The following is a 16737-nucleotide window of genomic DNA, read 5'->3' as shown; positions in this document are numbered from 1 at the left end:
CCCGGCCCGCCCGCTTCCCGCCCGTACCCATAGGAGCCTTATGCGATTCGGCGCCAACTACACCCCGACCCGAGGTTGGTTCCACCACTGGCTCGACTTCGACCTGGACGCCGTGCGCGCCGACCTCGACTCGATCGCCGCCCTCGGCCTGGACCACATCCGGGTCTTCCCGCTCTGGCCGCTCTTCCAGCCCAACCGCACCCTGATCCGGCCGCGTGCCGTGGAGCAGCTGGTGCACCTGGCGGACGCCGCGGCCGAACGCGGCCTCGACGTCACCGTCGACGGGCTGCAGGGCCATCTGTCGAGCTTCGACTTCCTTCCCGCCTGGACGCAGACCTGGCACCGCCGGAACATCTTCACCGATCCGGAGGTGCTGGCGGGCCAGGAGGAGTATCTGCGGACGCTGGCGGCGGCGCTCGCCGACCGGCCGAACTTCCTCGGGATGACGCTCGGCAACGAGATCAACCAGTTCTCCGACGGTCCGCACCCGGACCCGGACCGGATCACCGACGAGCAGGCAGAAGCCTGGCTGACGCGGATGCTCGCGGCGTGCGAGCGGGGCGCGCCGGGCCGGACGCATCTGCACGCCGCGCACGACCTCGCCTGGTACCGCGACGGCCACCCCTTCACGCCCGCCCACGCCGCCCGGCTCGGCGCCGTCACGGCCGTGCACTCCTGGGTGTTCAACGGCACCGCACAGCGGCACGGGCCGACCGGCACCGCCACCGAGCAGCACGCCGCGTACCTGGTCGAGCTGTCCAAGGCATGGGCCGTGGACCCGCACCGCCCGGTGTGGCTCCAGGAGGTCGGCGCCCCCGCCCCGCACATCCCCGAAGAGGGCGCGGCACGCTTCACCGAGGCCACCGTCGCGGCCGCGCTGGACTGCCCGGACCTGTGGGGCGTGACCTGGTGGTGTTCGCACGATGTGGCGCGCTCGCTCGCGGACTTCCCCGAGCTGGAGTACGGCCTGGGCCTGCTGCGCAACGACCGTACGGTCAAGCCGGCGGGCCGGGCGATCGCGGCGCTGGTCGCGGAGTACCGCGGGCGGGCGCATCGGCCGCCGGTGCGCAGCACGGCGCTGGTCGTCGATGCCGGAGGTGCGAAGGCGGCGCCGCGGCGCTCGGTGTGCGCACCCGGCGGCCCGGTCTTCGAGGCATGGGCGGAGCTGGCCGCCCAGGGGGCCCGGCCCGCGCTCGTACTCGCCGAACTCGCCACCGACACCGCCCATCTGACGGCCCGTGGGATCACCGAGGTCCGCACACCCGACGAGGTCGGCGCGGCGCGCCGCCCGTCGCCATCCGTCCCCCATCGGAGGAGCACCTCATGAACCGGCAACCGCCGCCCGTCCCCCGCCGCCGTGTGCTGCTGGCCGGGGCCGGCGCCGCGGCCGCGCTGCTCGGGCCGTCCCTCGGGGGCGGCTCGGCGCTGGCCGCCGGCCGCCCCGGGGCCCGTGCCGCGGACTCCCTGCAGCCGTACGCGTCGTACTGGTTCCCCCACTCACTGCCGTCGGGCACGCCAGGGGAGGGCATCACCTGGCGGAGCCTTATGGACTGGCGTCCCGAGACCGACCGGGACCTGGCGTTCAACACGGCGACCGTGCCGCTGGCCGAGCGCTTCACCCCGGTCCCGGCGAACACCACGGCGCGCGCGGGCCAGGCCCGGATCAGCGCGCTGGCGGCCTTCGACCACACCGCGGGCAACCCGTCCCAGGGCTCGGCGACGGCGGACTACTACGCGCCGACGCACTGGGCGTACCTCGACGAGCTGGTCTTCTGGGGCGGCTCCTCCGGCGAGGGCCTGATCCTCGCCCCGAACGCCCCGGTCGTCGACGCCGCGCACCGCAACGGCGTCCCCGTGCTCGGCACCGTCTTCCTGCCACCGGCCGCCTTCGGCGGGCAGCTGCGCTGGACCCGCGATCTGGTGCGCCGGGACGCCTCCGGGCGCTTCCCGCTCGCCGCCAAGCTGGTGCAGGTCGCGACGGTGTACGGCTTCGACGGCTGGTTCATCAACGCGGAGACCGAGGGCGGGGATGCCGCGCTGGCCGCCGATATGCAGGCGTTCCTGCGGGCGCTGCGGGCCGCGGGCGCCCCGCGCGGTCTGCGGATCACCTGGTACGACGCGATGAACACCACCGGTCGGGTCGGCTGGCAGGGCGCGCTCAACGAGCTGAACCGGCCGTTCTTCCAGGACACGGCGGGACCGGTCGCCGATGCGCTGTTCGTCGACTTCCGCTGGAGCGCGGGGCGGCTGGCGGACTCGGGCCGTCTGGCGGAGCAACTGGGCCGCAGCCGCTACGAGTTGTGGGCCGGGGTCGACGTGGAGTCGGCGGGCTGGGACACCCGCACCGACTGGGACGCGATCGTCCCCGCCGGGCGCGACCATGTGGTGTCGTACGGCTTCTACCGTCCCGAGTGGACGCTCTCGCATCTGCCCGCGGGGCGGACGCCCGGCCAGTTCCACGCCGCCGACGACCGGTTCTGGTCCGGTGCGGGCCTGGACCCGACCAGGCCCGGCGGCACGGGCGGCGGCTGGCGGGCACCGGCCACCGCGGTCGCCGACCGTGCGACGCTCAGCGCGCTGCCGTTCGCCAGCACCTTCAACACCGGGCACGGTCTGCGCTGGTACGAGGACGGCGCGGTCACCTCCGACACGCCCTGGAACCACCTCGGGCTGCAGGACCGGCTGCCGCCGAGGCGCTGGGCGATATGGACCAAGGGCCGGCGCCCGGACGTGTCGCTGGACTTCGCCGACGCCTGGCGCGGCGGCAGCAGTCTGCTGGTGCGCGGTGCCCTGGACGCACCGGCCACGCTGGAACTGTTCTGGGCCCGGCTGCCGGCCGGTGCCGCGACGGTCCTGGATCTCACCCATCGGCTCGATCCGTCGTCGGGCCCGGTGGCCGTCGAGGTCGCGGTCGCCCTGCGGGAGGCGCCGGCACCGGGCGCGCCCGCCCCGTACGGGTATCTGCCGGCCGGCACCCTGGAGCCGGGCGGCGGCTGGCGCACCGACCCGGTACGGCTGGGCTCGCTCGGCGCCGGCCCGGTACACGCCCTGGGCGTACGGCTGACCGGCCGCGGCGGTGCGCCGGTGGCCTGGCGGCTGGGGGCGCTGGCGGTCCATGACGGGGTCACCACCCCGGCCCCGCCCAGCGGGCTGGAGATCACCGACACCGCCACCGCCGACGGGGCGGCCTCGCTGCGGCTGCGCTGGCGGCGCGCCCCCGGTCCGGTGCGCCACTACGAGCTGCACCGGCGGCTCCCGGACGGCACACGCCGGTTCCTCGGCGGCACCTGCGGTACGGCCTTCCACCTACCGGGGCTGCGGCGCGCGCAGAACGAGCCGGCCGCCCGGCTCCAGGTGCGCGCCGTACAGGAACTGTTCACCGCATCGGAGCCTGCCGAGACCGAACTCGCCTGGTAGGGACCGATGTTGCGGTAGGGCCGCCTCCCGCACCCCTCGACGCTACGGAGTCATCGCCATGCATGACGATCGCGCACTGATCGAAGCCCGCCTCAAGCGGGTCCTGGACGAGCGCATCCGGCCCGCGCTGTATCCGGAATCGGTTCCCCTGGAGGTCTCGGCGTGGGTCGCGCCGGGTGAGCCAGTGCCGGTGGCGGAGGGCCTGGCCGCCGCGCACTCGCCGGTGGCGGTGGGCGACGCCTGGGGCGCGCCCTGGGGCACGACGTGGTTCAAGGTGGTCGGCGAGGTGCCCGCGCGGTGGGCCGGCCGCACCGTGGAGGCCGTGCTGGACCTGGGGTTCGACGAGCGGATGGCGGGCTTCCAGTGCGAGGCGCTGGTCCATCTGCCCGACGGCGCTCCGGTCAAGGCGATCAATCCGCGCAACCAGTGGGTGCGGGTGGGTGCGCCGGTCCGCGGTGGCGAGCGGGTCGAATGGCATCTGGAGGCCGCGTCCAACCCCGTCATCCTCGGCGTCCCTCCCTTCCAGCCGACCTTGTTGGGCGACCTGGAGACCGCGGGCAGCGAGCCGCAGTACCGGCTGGCGCGGATGGACCTGGCGGTGTTCGACACCGAGGTCTGGGAGCTGATCTTGGACCTGGAGGTGCTGGGCGAGCTGATGGTGGAGCTCCCGGTGGACAGCCCGCGACGCTGGGAGGTGCTGCGGGCGGTCGGCCGGGCGCTGGACGCGGTGGACCTGCAGCGGGTCAACGCGACGGCGGGGGCGGCGCGTTCGGAGCTGAGCGCGGTGCTGGCGGCGCCCGCGGGCGCGTCGGCGCACCGGATCAGCGCGGTGGGGCACGCCCATATCGATTCGGCGTGGCTGTGGCCGCTGCGCGAGACCGTGCGGAAGGTGGCCCGTACGACGTCGAACATGACGGCGCTGCTGGAGGACGAGCCGGAGTTCGTCTTCGCCATGTCGCAGGCGCAGCAGTACGCCTGGATCAAGGAGCACCGGCCCGAGGTCTACGCCAAGGTCAAGAAGGCGGTCGCGGAGGGGCGGTTCGTCCCGGCGGGCGGGATGTGGGTGGAGTCGGACACCAACATGCCCGGGTCGGAGGCGATGGCGCGGCAGTTCGTGCACGGCAAGCGGTTCTTCCTGGAGGAGTTCGGCGTCGAGAACGACGAGGCGTGGCTGCCGGACACCTTCGGTTTCGCCGCGGGGCTGCCGCAGATCATCAGGGCGGCGGGGTCGAAGTGGCTGCTGACGCAGAAGATCTCCTGGAGCCAGGTCAATGCGTTTCCGCACCACACCTTCCGTTGGGAAGGCATCGACGGCACCCGGATCTTCACGCACTTCCCGCCGGTGGACACCTACAACTGCCAGATGGCGGGCAGCGAGATCGCCCACGCGGCACGGAACTTCAAGGACAAGGGGGTGGCCCGGCACTCGCTGGCGCCGACCGGCTGGGGCGACGGCGGCGGGGGCACCACCCGCGAGATGATCGCCAAGGCCCGCCGGCTGCGCGATCTGGACGGTTCGCCCACGGTGGAGTGGGAGCGGCCGGCCGACTTCTTCGCGAAGGCGGAGGCGGAGTACCCGCACGCTCCGGTGTGGGTGGGCGAGCTGTATCTGGAACTGCACCGCGCGACCCTCACCAGCCAGGCCAGGACCAAGCGCGGCAACCGGCGCAGCGAGCAGCTGCTGCGGGAGGCCGAACTGTGGTCGGCCACCGCCGCCGTCCTGGCCGGGCACCCCTACCCCTACGCCGAGCTGGACCGGATCTGGAAGACGGTGCTGCTCCATCAGTTCCACGACATCCTGCCCGGCTCCTCCATCGCCTGGGTGCATCGCGAGGCGGCGAGGACGTATGCGTCGGTCGCCGCCGAGCTGGAGGGGATCATCGCCGCCGCGCTGGCGGCGCTGGCCGGCGACGGCGGCGGGCAGCTGGTGGCGAACTCCGCGCCGCACGCCCGCGGCGGGGTCGCGGCCGGTGCGGTGGCGCCCGCGGTGGCCGAGGGGCCGGAGGTGTCCGCCGCGGCCCGTGACGACGGCGGGTTCACGCTCACCAACGGTCTGCTGCGGATCGTGATCGACGGCCGCGGCCTGGTGGTCTCCGCGTACGACCGGCAGGCCGACCGTGAGGCGGTGGCCCCGGGAGCGGCGGCGAACCTGCTGCAGATCCACCCGGACTTCCCGAACATGTGGGACGCCTGGGACGTGGACGCGTTCTACCGCCATGTCGTCACCGATCTGACGGACGCGGACGAGGTCGTGCTGGGCGAGGTGTCCGGGGACGCGGCGACGGTGCGGGTGACCCGTACCTTCGGCGGTTCGCGGGTGGTGCAGTCGCTGACGCTGGCGCGCGGGCAGCGGCGCCTGGACATCGACACCGAGGTCGACTGGCACGAGACGGAGAAGTTCCTCAAGGCCGCGTTCCCGCTGGACATGCACGCCGAGCGCTATGCCGCGGAGACCCAGTTCGGGCACCTCTACCGGCCCACCCACACCAACACCAGCTGGGAGGCGGCCAAGTTCGAGGCGTGCGCGCACCGGTTCGTGCATCTGGAGGAGCCGGGCTGGGGCGTGGCGCTGGTCAACGACGCGACCTACGGCCATGACGTCACCCGTACCGTCCGGGACGGCGGCGACCGGGGCACGACCACGACCGTGCGGCTCTCGCTGCTGCGCGCCCCGCGCTTCCCCGACCCGGAGACCGACCAGGGTGTGCACCGCTTCCGCTATGCGCTGGTGCCCGGCGCCGCCATCGGCGACGCGGTGCGCGAGGGGCACCGCCTCAACCTGCCCGAGCGCCGGATCCCCGGCACGCGGCCGGTGCCGCCGCTGATCACGGTCGGCAACGACGCGACGGTGGTCACCGCGGTCAAGCTCGCCGACGACGCGAGCGGCGATGTGATCGTGCGTCTCCACGAGGCGCACGGCGGGCGGGCGGTCACGTCGGTGACGGCCGGCTTCGAGGTGGCCGGCGCCGTCACCACCGATCTGCTGGAGCGGCCGACCGACGACGGCCCGGAGATCGAGCGGGACGGCGGCACGGTCCGGATGCGGCTCCGCCCGTTCCAGATCGTGACCCTGCGGCTGCGCCGGGCGGGGGATCTCTGAGCGGCGTCCCGTCGATCAGGCGGTGGGCGGGCCGGGGGCGGGCGTGGGCGGGCCCGGGGCGGGCGTCAGGTCCTGGGACCGCCCGAGCGTGACCGGGCGTCGCGGCAGGTGTCGCGGCGCAGCTCGGCGCGCCGCTCGCGCCCGGCGCCGCGTCCGGCCCGTCGGCCACGGCCGGTCCCGGGGCCGGGGCCCGGCTCCTGGCCGCATGACTCCTGGCCCGGGTCCCGGCTCGCGTCCAGGCCCAGCATGTCCATCAGCAACGTCAGATCGTGCGCGTCCCGCGCCCGGCCGGCCAGCGCCTTCCTGGCAAGCCGTCGTTCCTCGTCACCCGGCACGGCGCGCGGCGCGGTGTGGTCGGCACTGCGGTGTTCATCGCTCACCGCTGCATTCTCGGCCGGACCGCGCCGCGCTGCCCGTCGAGCGGGCCGGGGAGAAACCGCCGAGGGGGGACTACGCCGTACGGGTGAGCCGGGGTCGGGGCCCGTCCCGCGACCAGGGGACCGGCGAGGGAACCCCACCAGCCGGTTTTCCCTCTATATGAGCACTTGTACTTGATCACCCCGTCGCGGAGTCACCGTTGAAACATCGCTACGCCGTCGCGCTCACGACCGCCCTCGTCGCCAGCTGCGGGCTGCTCGCCGGCTGCTCGGACACCGGAAACCCGGTCGACTTCAACGCCGGCGCCAAGGACGGGGGCGGTGCGCGGGTCGAGCCCGCGGACGCCGACACCCTGCTGCCCACCGGCCCCAAGAGCGACTTCCGGATCACCCGCACGCTGGATGACGGCACCCATATAGCGCGCGCGACGCTCCAGGGCGCGAAATCGGGCGTCACCGGCAGCGTCTGGGTCTGGGCCCCGAAGGAGTACCAGGACCCGAAGTACGCCAAGAGCGGCTTTCCGGTGCTGATCGCCCTGCCGGGCGGTCTGGGCAGCCCGAAGGAGCAGGGCGGTGTCACCAACTACTGGGTCGGCGGCGATATCGCGCTCCAGGAGAACATCACGAAGTGGACCGCGGAGGGCAAGAGCCTGCCGTTCATCGTGGTGATGCCGATGCTCAACCCGGACACCCAGTACCACGACGGCAGCGACATTCCCGGGCAGCAGAAGATGGGGACCTGGCTGACCGAGGACGTCGTCAACCTCACCAAGGCCAATTTCCGCACCTACAAGTCGCGGGACGGCTGGGCCTTCATGGGCTCGTCCTCGGGTGGTTTCGCGGGGCTGAAGTCCGTACTGAAGTACCCGGAGAAGTTCAAGGCGGCGATAGCCAGCGGCCCGGACATCGTGCCGGACTCGCCCCTGTGGGCGGGGCACCAGGCGGAGAAGGACGCCAACAACCCGGAGAAGCTCGCCCAGCGCCTCCTCCAGAAGGGCGGCCCGGACGTCTACCTCGCCTTCCAGGCCGGGAGCCGGGAGTCCTCCTCCGTATCCGCCTCGATAGAGAAGTTCCGCCGGACGTACGGCAAGGGTCCGATACACACCTCGATGCAGCTCATACCCGGCGGCCGGCACAACGCCTGGGACTACCAGAAGGGCATGGCGGACGGCTCGATCAAGTTCATCAGCGACCAGCTGAAGGGGCCGGTGGCGAGCGGCTCCTGATCCGGGGCGACGGCGGCCGGGGGCGGGATGCCACGCCCCCGGTGCGCGGATGCAGATCGCCTGGTGGGGGGCGATGCTGGAGGCGTGGGGGAACCGTGGTGAGGAGGACGACTCATGTCCATGATGGACAAGATCAAGCAGATGCTGAAGGGCCACGAATCCCAGACGGACAAGGGCATCGACAAGGCCGGCGACATGGTCGACGAGAAGACCCAGGGCAAGTACCAGGGCCAGGTCGACACCGCCCAGGACAAGCTCAGGGGCCAGTTCGGCAGCGGGCAGGACAGGGATCAGCCACCGCAGGCCTGAAGTCGGCGGTTCCGCCGAGAGCGGTCCCGGGGCGCCGTCTCGCCCGTACGCTGTACGGATGATCTCCGCGTCGTCCGTCCGGCTCACGCCCGATGTCCTGATGCGCCCGGCGGCGCCCGAGGACGCCACCGGTCTCGCCCGTTCCTACCTGCGCAGCCGTGATCATCTGCGCCCCTGGGAGCCGGACCGGGACGAGGTCTTCTTCACCCCCGCCGGACAGGCGGAACGGCTGCGGGAGTCGCTCACGGAGCGCAGCGCCGGGCGGTCGATGCCCTGGGTGCTGGTCCGGGAGCCGGACGGCGGTGCGGCGGAGCCCGACATCGTCGGCACGATCACCCTCTCCGGCATCGTGCGGGGCCCGTTCCGCAGCGGCAACGTCGGCTACTGGATCGACGCGGGCCAGGTGGGGCGCGGGCTCGCCTCCGCCGCGGTGCGGGCGGTCTGCGCCGCCGCCGACACGGAGCTGGGGCTGCACCGGCTGCAGGCCGGGACCCTCGTCGACAACGCCGCCTCGCAGCGGGTGCTGACCAAGTGCGGCTTCACCCCGTTCGGCACCGCCGAGAACTACCTGCACATCAACGGCGCCTGGCGCGACCACCGGCTCTTCCAGAAGATCCTCAACGACCGCCGCCCCTGAGGGCCGATGCCGCTGCCCGCGGCCGATCGGGGGAGGCCGGGGCCCGTTTCGCGCGGCGGCGCCCGCCCCCGAGTCCGGGAGCGGGCGCCGGTGCCGTTGCGGCCGCGCTCACGCCAGCCGGATCTTCTCCGCCTGGGGCCCCTTCTGGCCCTGGGTGACCTCGAAGGTCACCTTCTGGCCCTCCTGCAGCTCACGGAAGCCGGTGGCGTCAATGTTGGAGTAGTGCGCGAAGACGTCGGCGCCGCCGCCGTCCTGAGCGATGAAGCCGAAGCCCTTCTCCGAGTTGAACCACTTCACCGTGCCGGAAGCCATGTACGTCTCCTTCGTTCAATGGGCTTGCGTCGGTTTCCGCGCGTACCGCGGAAACCGGAGGTGATCGCCTTGGCCCGGACACGCACCGCACAGCAAGAACGCCCGTGAATGCGACACGGGCGCCCGGTACTTCGGAACCACGACAGCTGATCAGGACGCTACACCGAGCGGTGCCCGGTGGGCGGTACAACCGTTGCTGACGCGTCGCCCATCACCAGGAAGGCCAGTCGCCGTCCCCCGTATCCCTGACGCATCGGACTGATGTACGACGATCGACGGTGCGGGAACCGGCTCAGTCCGACTCCCCGTCGCCGGCTTCGCGCGGAGCGCGCCGACGCCACCACAGTGCGGATCCGAGCCCGGCGACGGCCACGGCGCCGGCGCCTCCGGCGGCCGACAGCAGCCACCGGTGCCGCGCCTCGGCGTCGGATGCGGCCTGGACCGCGACCGCGGCCTTGTGCGGTGCAGTGGACGAGTGCGGCCGGTGCACGACATGCTCCGGTCCCTCCTGCCGCTCCCCCGGCGCCATCGTGGGCAGCATGCCGACGGCCGCGGCCCGCGGAGCCGCCTCGAAGCCCCAGTCCAGCAGGGCGCGGGCCTCCTCGTAGACGGCGTTGCGGCCGCCGGACCGCGGGTTCATGACGGTGACCAGCAGCCTGCGGCCGTCGCGCTCGGCGGCGGCGATCAGGGTGTTGCCGGCGTGCGACGTATAGCCGTTCTTCACCCCGATCAGGCCGTCGTACGGGCGGACGCCGTGCGAGCCGACCAGCAGCCGGTTGGTGTTCTGCAGCTCGGACGCGTCCGGGGCGCCCTCCGGGACCTCGGCCCACTTCGTCGAGGCGAAGTGGGCGAAGTCGCGGTTGGTCAGGCCGGCCTGCCCGAACAGCGACAGGTCGTACGCCGACGAGTACTGCCCCGGCGTGTCGAAGCCGTCCGCGGACTCCACCCTGGTGTCGCGTGCGCCCAGGCGGCGCGCCATCTGCTGCATATCGTCGATGGTCTTGTCCCAGCCGCCGTTCATGCCGGCCAGGGTGTGCACCGCGTCGCTGCCCGAGCGCAGGAACACGCCGTACCAGAGGTCCGCGACGCGGTACGGCACCTCCTGCTTCAGGCCCGCGAGCGAGCTGCCCGCCTCGATGCCGGTCAGGTCGGCGGCGGAGACGGTGTGCACCTCCCGCTGGGAGAACCGCGGCAGCACGGTCAGCGCGAAGAGGGCCTTGAGCGTGCTGGCGGGCGGCAGCGGCCGGTGGGCGTTCTGGGCCGCCAGGATCTTGCCGCTCCCCAGGTCGGTCACCATCCACGACAGCGCGGAGACCTTCGGCGGCGCGGACACCTCCCGCCGGGGCAGGAACTGCAGGCCCCGATGGTCCAGCCGGCTCCCGGGGCCGCCCGGTCCGACGGCGTGCGCGCCGGCCCGCAGGTCGTCGACGCCGTACGGGCCATCGGCGCGCGCCGGTCCGGTCGCGGCCAGCAGGCTCGCGGCACACACCGACAACGCGGTCACGACTCTGACGGGGTCCCACCTCGCGCTCGACATGAGGCCACGCTATGAACGCCCCCTGCCGCGCGCCGGTTGGCCTACTCCATCCGATGCCCGGCGGCCGGGCGCCGTGGCGCGCCGGGCCGACCCCGACGCGCCACGGCCGTCCCGGCCCGGTCGCGGTTACCAGATCTCGTTGACCCACTCGGGGTGGTCGATGAACGGGTTCCGGTTGTGCTGGTACTTGTCGAAAATCACCTGGTTGCGGCGCTTCTCGAAGTCGGACGGCGGGTCCGTTCGGCTCCACTCCTTCAGGACCGAGAGCCGGCCGAGGTACGGCTGGCTGCCGTTGTCGACCTTGTCGTTGGGCTCCAGGTCCGGGAAGCCGTCGTCGCCGTCGTAGCGGACGGCCATGTAGAGGATCATTCGGGCGACATCGCCCTTGTCCGCGTCGCGGGGCTCGAAGGAGTCGCCGTCGGTGTAGTTGCCCGGGGCCTCGCCGACCTCCGTGCCGCCGTTGTCGAAGTCCTTGTTCCCGCGGGTGCTGTTGACGGACACATCCGCCGGCCGCAGATGGTGGATGTCGGTTCCGGGACCGGTGGCGGTGCCGAAGTCGCCGTGCGACTTCGCCCAGACGTGCTCGCGATTCCAGTCGTCCGGATTGCTGCCGTTGGAGTTCTTGCTCTGGGACTTTCCGGTGTACAGCTGAATGATGTTCGCGCTGTTGGCCGGGTCCTCGTCGGTGTCCTTCAGGGCGTCCCAGACCTGGGAATAGGTCAGCTTTCCGGTCTGGGTCTCGCTGATGATCCGGTGCAGTGCGGTCTTGAGTTCCGGGCCGGTCTTGCCGATGGCGTCCTTGTAGTACGTGTCGTCATAGGCGGTGACGGAACCGCGCGGTGCGGCCGGGGTGGCCGTCGCACTGGTCGTGATCTGCACGGCCACCGCCACCATGACGGTGGTGGCGGCGATGGCCAGCACGCGGCCACGGCGACTTATGTGGGTCTTGTCCACGAAGGGTGTCCTCTCCCCGAATTGTGGTACCAGGCCGTGAAATGTGTGGGGCACGACCGGCACCGGCCGTTGGGAATACGGCCACTTGGCAGCCTTCCATCGCGGTAATCACCACAGTGTGAACACCAGGGGAGAGTTGTGTGTCCGCCCCGTGGCAATCACCGAATTCCCCCCGAAAGGAGTCGCGGAATTCTTCGATCCACCGTCAGGGCCGCGCCGTGCAGACCTCCTTCCGCTCGGCGGCGGGCACCTGGACCGCCGGCGCGGGGGCCGAGGCCGAGGTCGTCGGCACCGCGCCGGGTCGACGGCGCAGGTCGGGCAGGAGTGTGGCGATCCCGATGGCGGCCAGCGCGGCACCGAGCCACAACGGAGCACGCAGCCCGAAGGAGTCGATCGCCAGACCGCCGACCGAGGAACCCACGATGACGCCGGAGGTGATGAAGGACGAGTGCACGGTGTTCACCAACGGCCGGGCGTTACCCGTGCGTTGCACACGGGTGGCCATCGCCGGATTCATCGTGACACCGACCAGACCGATTCCCATCAGCATGACCACCGCCGGCACGGCGAGATGGGCCAGCAGTGCGAACCCGGCCAGAAAGAGGAAATTCAGCGCCAGCCCGGCGAGTTGGACACCGACGGTGAACCGGTCCGCCAGTCGCCCCACGACGGTATTGCCGATGACCGTGGCGGCGCCGTATCCGATCAGCAGCAGCGGTACGGTCCCGGTACTGAATCCCGTGACCCCGGTCAGAATGGGATTGACATAGCTGAACGCCGAGAATGTCGCACCGATGATGAGGGTGCTGGTGGAGAACACCAGCCACAGCCGGGGATTTCTGAAGACGACCAGCTCTTCCCGGACGTTCCCGCCACCGTCGGCGCGCCCCAGCCGGGGAACTCCGGCGAGCGTGGCGAGCGCGGCCAGCACCGCGATCCCGGAAATGACCCAGAACGCCACCCGCCAGCCGAAGCGTTCACCGACGACCGTCGACAGCGGCAGCCCCAGCAGCGTGCCGAGCATCAGCCCGTTCATCAGCACCGCGATGGCACGGCCGCGGACCTCCGGCCGGGTCAGTTGGACACAGATCGACATCGCGACGCCGAAGAACGCCTGCGAGGCGACCCCGGTGACGATCCGCGCGACCAGCATCGCCCCGTAGTCCGGGGCGAGCGCGGCGAGCACATTGCCCGCCAGGAATATCCCGAACAGCACCATCAGCGCGAACTTCTGACGGAGCTTCACCACGGCGACGGTGAGGAACGGCCCACCGGCCGCCATGGCCACCGCGAAGGCGGTGATGAGATAGCCGATCCGCGGTACCCCCACCCCCAGCCCGTCCGCCATCTGCGGCATCAGCCCGGCCACCACGAACTCGCTGGTCACCATGGCGAAGACCCCGACGGCCAGCACATACACGGCACGCGGCACGGCCCGACCTCCCATTCCCATCCGATCGATCCCCTCCGAGAGCGGGCGAAGACCCCCGGACCTCCGGGCGGCCACGCGGCAGGGGCGGCACGACAGGCCACGACAGCCCCACCTCGCCCGCTCCGAGGACGATACCGCATTTTGGATCGAGCGTTCCAAAATTTGCGCCGAGCGGGTGCCGGTCCTTGCTCCCATCGGGTGAACCCGCGCCGTTCCCGCAACCGGAGGCACAGCGGACGGCTTCCGAAGAACCGACGCGTCACAGCCCGGAACCGCCCGGACCTCCCCGAACCGCCCGGCGCTCCCCCGGAACTGAAGCGCCCTTCGCCGAACCCCCCGAACCCTCGCCGAACCCCTTCGGACCACGCTGGAGGCCCCGATGCCGCCGTACCACCCCGCTTGCCCGCCGTACGGCGCGACACCGGACTACGCCCTCGCTCCCCCGCGCGCCGAGGACCGCCTCGACACCCGTGCGCTGCCCCTGGACCTCCTCCTCCCGCCGCCCCGCCCGGAGGACCGGGTGCCCGTCCTGCCGGCACACCCCGATGACCTGCCGCTCCCTCCCCCGCGCCCGGAGGAGCGGCTGCAGGGCCCGGTGGCGCTGCCCGACCGCCGGCGGCTGGACCTCCAGGCGGCGCTCACCGCGGCCGGGGTCGCACCGGCGGCCGGGGACCAGGCCGCGGTGGCAGAACTGGCCGGGCTGAGCGATGCCGCGGTACAGGCCGTCATCGGCTGGATCGAGGGCGCGGCGCGGGCGTCCTGGCCGCGGCCGCACGCGGTCTGAGCGGGCCCGCCGCCCGCCTCAGCGCAGGCCGGGCAGGGTGCGCAGTTCGCCGACCTTCAGGGCACGGGCCAGACCCAGGAAGATCAGGGCCATCGTCAGGCCCCCGGCGGCCAGGGCCAGGGCGGGCGTCCAGCCCTCCGGGACCGGGACGCCGGAGCAGGCCCGGGCCGCCAGCCAGCCGACCGCTCCGGCCGCGGCGGCGGCCCCGGTCAGCTTGCCGTACGTACGGCACAGGCGCCGGCCGTCGAGGCGCCCGTCGAGCCGCCGGCGCAGCAGCCGCGCGGTGACCAGCAGCCCGATGCCGTACGCGACGGTGTAGGCGGCGGCCATCCCGGTGACCGACCAGCGGGCGGGCAGCAGCAGGTAGCAGGCGGTGGCCAGGGCAATGTTGACGGCGCTGGTCCAGAAGGCCATCCAGAACGGCGTCCGGGTGTCCTCGAAGGCGTAGAAGCCGCGCAGCAGCAGGTACTGGGCGGAGAAGGGGATCAGGCCGAGGCCGAACGCCTGGAGCATATGTCCGGCGGGCGCGGCCGAGGCCGCGTCCACGGTGCCGTGCGCGAACAGCAGTTGGGCGGTCTGCGGGCCGAAGGCCAGGAAGAAGAAGGCCGCCGGGACGATGAGGACACCGCTGACGCGCAGGGCGCGGGAGAGGTCGCCGCGCAGATCGTCCAGGCGGCCTTCGGTGACCGCGCGACTCATCCGCGGCAGCAGCGCGGTCACCAGCGAGACGGTGACGATGGACTGCGGCAGCATCCAGATGCCCTGGGCGTAGTTGAAGGCGGTGTACCCCACGCCCTCGGTGGGGAGTTGCTGGTCGACGGCGCCCGCGTAGTGCGTGACGACGGTCATCGCGACCAGGTTGGCGAGGACGAACAGCAGGGTCCAGCGGGCGGCCGCGATGCTCTTGCGCAGACCGCTGCCGCGCCAGTCGAAGCGCGGCCGGAAGCGGAAGCCGGCGGCCCGTACGAACGGGATCAGCGCCAGGCCCTGGAGGGCGATACCGCCCGTGGTGACGAGGCCCAGCAGGTCGATCTGGCCGGGGGTGATGTCCTCGATCCGGTCGGGTCCGGCCAGCAGGCCGAGGTAGACGCCGAACATCGCGATCAGCACGATGTTGTTGAGCACCGGCGTCCACATCATCGCGCCGAACCTGCCGCGGGCGTTGAGGACCTGCCCGAGGATGAAGAAGAGCCCGTAGAAGAAGATCTGCGGGAGCAGGAAGCGGGCGAAGACCACGGTGAGTTCGAAGGCGGCGTGGGTCCGGGGCGTGTCGGCGGTGTAGACGGCGACGATGTGCGGGGCGGCCCACACCGACAGCAGGGTGCCGACCGCGAGCACGCTCAGCACGAGGGTGACCAGCCGCTGTTCGTAGGCGCGGCCGCCGTCGGCGTGCTCGGCCCTTGCGCGTACCAGCTGCGGCACCAGCACGGAGTTCAGCGCGCCGCCGATGAGCAGGGTGTAGATGCTCATCGGGACGACGTTGGCGGTGTTGTACGTGGTGGCGAGCAGCCCGGTGCCGAGCGCGGCCGCCTGGAGCACCGTCCGGATCAGCCCCGTGGCGCGGGAGACCACCGTCCCCATGGCCATCAGGAGCGAGGAGCGCGCCACCCCTTTCCCGGTGCCCTGCTCACCGCTGCCGTCGCCCCGGTCCCCGTCCGCGCCGGATATCCGCCCATCCGGCGCTCGCAACTGCATGGTGTCGTCCGATGTCCCGTCGATCATGAGGGCAAATCTATGCCGCTGCGGGAAGTGGACGGGCCCGGTCCGGGTCGAGCAGCGGCGCGTGCAGCTCACCGTGGCGTTCGCGGCGGGGGGTGATCTCGCTGAAGAGGAAGCTGAGTTGCTCCGGTGCGGTGCAGTCGGCGATCTCGTCCCAGGTGACGGGCGTGGAGACGGTGGGGGTGGCGCGGGCGCGCAGGGTGTAGGCGACGGCGGTGGTCTTGGCGGCGGCGTTCTGGGAGAAGTCGATGAAGACCTTCCCGGGGCGCAGCGACCTGGTCATCTTGTCCACGACCAGGTCCGGCAGGGCCCGCGCGGCCTCGGCGGCGAGCCGCTTGGCGTAGGCGGTGGTCCGCTCGGACGGGGTGGGCTCGATGGGCGCGATGAGGTGCAGGCCCTTGGAGCCGCTGGTCTTGGCGTAGACCTCCAGGCCGTCGGCGGCCAGCCGCTCGTGCAGCCACCGCGCCGCGACGCAGCACTCCACGATGGTGGCCGGTGCGCCCGGGTCCAGATCGACGACGAGGCGGTCGGCGAGGCCCGGCGCCCGGCTCGTCCACTGCGGTGTGTGCAGCTCGACGACCAGGTTCGCGGCCCAGACCAGCGCGGGGAGGTCCTGCAGCAGGACCTGGCGGGTGGGCCCGGACGTCGAATGGGGGACCTCGCAGGTCCGCACCCAGGTGGGGGTGCCGGGCGGCACGTTCTTGGTGAAGAAGCGCTGGCCGTCCGGCCCGTCGGGGTAGCGCAGGAAGGACAGCGGCCGGTCGTGGAGGTGCGGGAGCAGGGCGTCGGCGGTGGTGGTGCAGTAGTGCAGCACCTCGCCCTTGGTGGTGCCGGTCTCGGGATAGAGGACCTTGTCCAGGTTGGTCAGCGAGAGGCGTCGCCCCTCCACGATGGTGATCGGCGACATACGATGAGAATCCCACACAAGGGATG

The 16737-nt window shown here is 72.2% G+C and carries 14 protein-coding genes; 7 read left to right on the top strand and 7 right to left on the bottom strand.

All coding sequences use genetic code 11. From position 1 onward, the window contains the following. Positions 1-40: 40 nt before the first annotated feature. The 3 genes from ACZ4NB_RS34750 to ACZ4NB_RS34740 are packed head-to-tail and all read left to right on the top strand — an operon-like array spanning position 41 to position 6517. Positions 41-1327 (top strand): glycoside hydrolase 5 family protein, encoded by a 1287-nt coding sequence (locus tag ACZ4NB_RS34750; RefSeq protein ID WP_467667031.1) that lies wholly within the window; start codon positions 41-43, stop codon positions 1325-1327. After that, entirely contained in the window at positions 1324-3417 is a 2094-nt protein-coding gene (locus ACZ4NB_RS34745; protein WP_467667030.1) for an endo-beta-N-acetylglucosaminidase, read from the top strand. The genes ACZ4NB_RS34750 and ACZ4NB_RS34745 overlap by 4 nt, the downstream gene beginning before the upstream one ends. Positions 3418-3475: 58 nt before the next feature. Then, entirely contained in the window at positions 3476-6517 is a 3042-nt protein-coding gene (locus ACZ4NB_RS34740) for an alpha-mannosidase (RefSeq protein WP_467667029.1), read from the top strand. Between the two features lie 65 nt (positions 6518-6582). Here the strand turns inward: ACZ4NB_RS34740 and ACZ4NB_RS34735 are convergent, their stop codons facing one another. Further along, on the bottom strand, positions 6583-6897 hold the full coding sequence (locus tag ACZ4NB_RS34735; protein WP_467667028.1) for a hypothetical protein: 315 nt from the start codon (positions 6895-6897) through the stop codon (positions 6583-6585). A 197-nt stretch (positions 6898-7094) separates the two neighbouring features. On the opposite strand from ACZ4NB_RS34735, the gene ACZ4NB_RS34730 reads away from it, so the two are divergent. From ACZ4NB_RS34730 to ACZ4NB_RS34720, 3 genes are all read left to right on the top strand, one after another. After that, a complete protein-coding gene (locus ACZ4NB_RS34730; RefSeq protein ID WP_467667027.1) occupies positions 7095-8120 on the top strand; it encodes an alpha/beta hydrolase in 1026 nt (341 codons plus the stop codon). 114 nt (positions 8121-8234) lie between these two features. After that, positions 8235-8429, top strand: coding sequence for an antitoxin (locus tag ACZ4NB_RS34725; RefSeq protein WP_467667026.1), 195 nt, complete (start codon positions 8235-8237; stop codon positions 8427-8429). A 58-nt stretch (positions 8430-8487) separates the two neighbouring features. Next, positions 8488-9066, top strand: coding sequence for a GNAT family N-acetyltransferase (locus ACZ4NB_RS34720; RefSeq protein ID WP_467667025.1), 579 nt, complete (start codon positions 8488-8490; stop codon positions 9064-9066). Positions 9067-9174: 108 nt separating this feature from the next. On the opposite strand, the gene ACZ4NB_RS34715 is transcribed toward ACZ4NB_RS34720, so the two are convergent. The 4 genes from ACZ4NB_RS34715 to ACZ4NB_RS34700 all read right to left on the bottom strand — a co-directional run bounded on the left by ACZ4NB_RS34715 (position 9175) and on the right by ACZ4NB_RS34700 (position 13301). Beyond that, positions 9175-9378, bottom strand: a complete 204-nt coding sequence (locus tag ACZ4NB_RS34715; protein WP_085922226.1) for a cold-shock protein — start codon at positions 9376-9378, stop codon at positions 9175-9177. 292 nt (positions 9379-9670) lie between these two features. Next, positions 9671-10915: a D-alanyl-D-alanine carboxypeptidase family protein gene (locus ACZ4NB_RS34710; RefSeq protein ID WP_467667024.1), complete on the bottom strand. Its 1245-nt coding sequence runs from the start codon at positions 10913-10915 to the stop codon at positions 9671-9673. A gap of 126 nt (positions 10916-11041) precedes the next feature. Further along, the gene (locus tag ACZ4NB_RS34705) at positions 11042-11809 is read right to left on the bottom strand and encodes an endonuclease I family protein (protein WP_467667047.1); all 768 of its coding nucleotides are present in this window, start codon (positions 11807-11809) and stop codon (positions 11042-11044) included. Positions 11810-12074: 265 nt separating this feature from the next. Then, on the bottom strand, positions 12075-13301 hold the full coding sequence (locus ACZ4NB_RS34700) for an MFS transporter (protein WP_467667023.1): 1227 nt from the start codon (positions 13299-13301) through the stop codon (positions 12075-12077). 379 nt (positions 13302-13680) lie between these two features. Here ACZ4NB_RS34700 and ACZ4NB_RS34695 point away from each other — a divergent pair, with 379 nt between their 5' ends. Beyond that, a complete protein-coding gene (locus tag ACZ4NB_RS34695) occupies positions 13681-14085 on the top strand; it encodes a hypothetical protein (protein WP_467667022.1) in 405 nt (134 codons plus the stop codon). 18 nt (positions 14086-14103) lie between these two features. On the opposite strand, the gene murJ is transcribed toward ACZ4NB_RS34695, so the two are convergent. Together murJ and ligD are read right to left on the bottom strand one after the other, a co-directional pair. Beyond that, the gene (gene murJ, locus ACZ4NB_RS34690) at positions 14104-15807 is read right to left on the bottom strand and encodes a murein biosynthesis integral membrane protein MurJ (RefSeq protein ID WP_467667021.1); all 1704 of its coding nucleotides are present in this window, start codon (positions 15805-15807) and stop codon (positions 14104-14106) included. 10 nt (positions 15808-15817) lie between these two features. After that, the gene (gene ligD, locus ACZ4NB_RS34685) at positions 15818-16711 is read right to left on the bottom strand and encodes a non-homologous end-joining DNA ligase (RefSeq protein ID WP_467667020.1); all 894 of its coding nucleotides are present in this window, start codon (positions 16709-16711) and stop codon (positions 15818-15820) included. Between the last annotated feature and the right edge of the window lie 26 nt (positions 16712-16737).

Source organism: Streptomyces sp. NPDC026575 (genome assembly GCF_055567415.1).
The sequence above is the reverse complement of the archived record's forward strand: the minus strand, read 5'-3'. Positions and strand labels throughout refer to the sequence as shown.

Excerpts from the sequence above, each read along its gene's own strand:
- ACZ4NB_RS34695 (WP_467667022.1), top strand. The coding sequence starts at position 13,681 with ATGCCGCCGTACCACCCCGCTTGCCCGCCGTACGGCGCGACACCGGAC.
- ACZ4NB_RS34725 (WP_467667026.1), top strand. The coding sequence starts at position 8,235 with ATGTCCATGATGGACAAGATCAAGCAGATGCTGAAGGGCCACGAATCC.
- ACZ4NB_RS34705 (WP_467667047.1), bottom strand. The coding sequence starts at position 11,809 with ATGGTGGCGGTGGCCGTGCAGATCACGACCAGTGCGACGGCCACCCCG.
- ligD (WP_467667020.1), bottom strand. The coding sequence starts at position 16,711 with ATGTCGCCGATCACCATCGTGGAGGGGCGACGCCTCTCGCTGACCAAC.
- ACZ4NB_RS34715 (WP_085922226.1), bottom strand. The coding sequence starts at position 9,378 with ATGGCTTCCGGCACGGTGAAGTGGTTCAACTCGGAGAAGGGCTTCGGC.
- ACZ4NB_RS34710 (WP_467667024.1), bottom strand. The coding sequence starts at position 10,915 with ATGTCGAGCGCGAGGTGGGACCCCGTCAGAGTCGTGACCGCGTTGTCG.
- ACZ4NB_RS34745 (WP_467667030.1), top strand. The coding sequence starts at position 1,324 with ATGAACCGGCAACCGCCGCCCGTCCCCCGCCGCCGTGTGCTGCTGGCC.
- ACZ4NB_RS34750 (WP_467667031.1), top strand. The coding sequence starts at position 41 with ATGCGATTCGGCGCCAACTACACCCCGACCCGAGGTTGGTTCCACCAC.
- murJ (WP_467667021.1), bottom strand. The coding sequence starts at position 15,807 with ATGATCGACGGGACATCGGACGACACCATGCAGTTGCGAGCGCCGGAT.
- ACZ4NB_RS34720 (WP_467667025.1), top strand. The coding sequence starts at position 8,488 with ATGATCTCCGCGTCGTCCGTCCGGCTCACGCCCGATGTCCTGATGCGC.
- ACZ4NB_RS34740 (WP_467667029.1), top strand. The coding sequence starts at position 3,476 with ATGCATGACGATCGCGCACTGATCGAAGCCCGCCTCAAGCGGGTCCTG.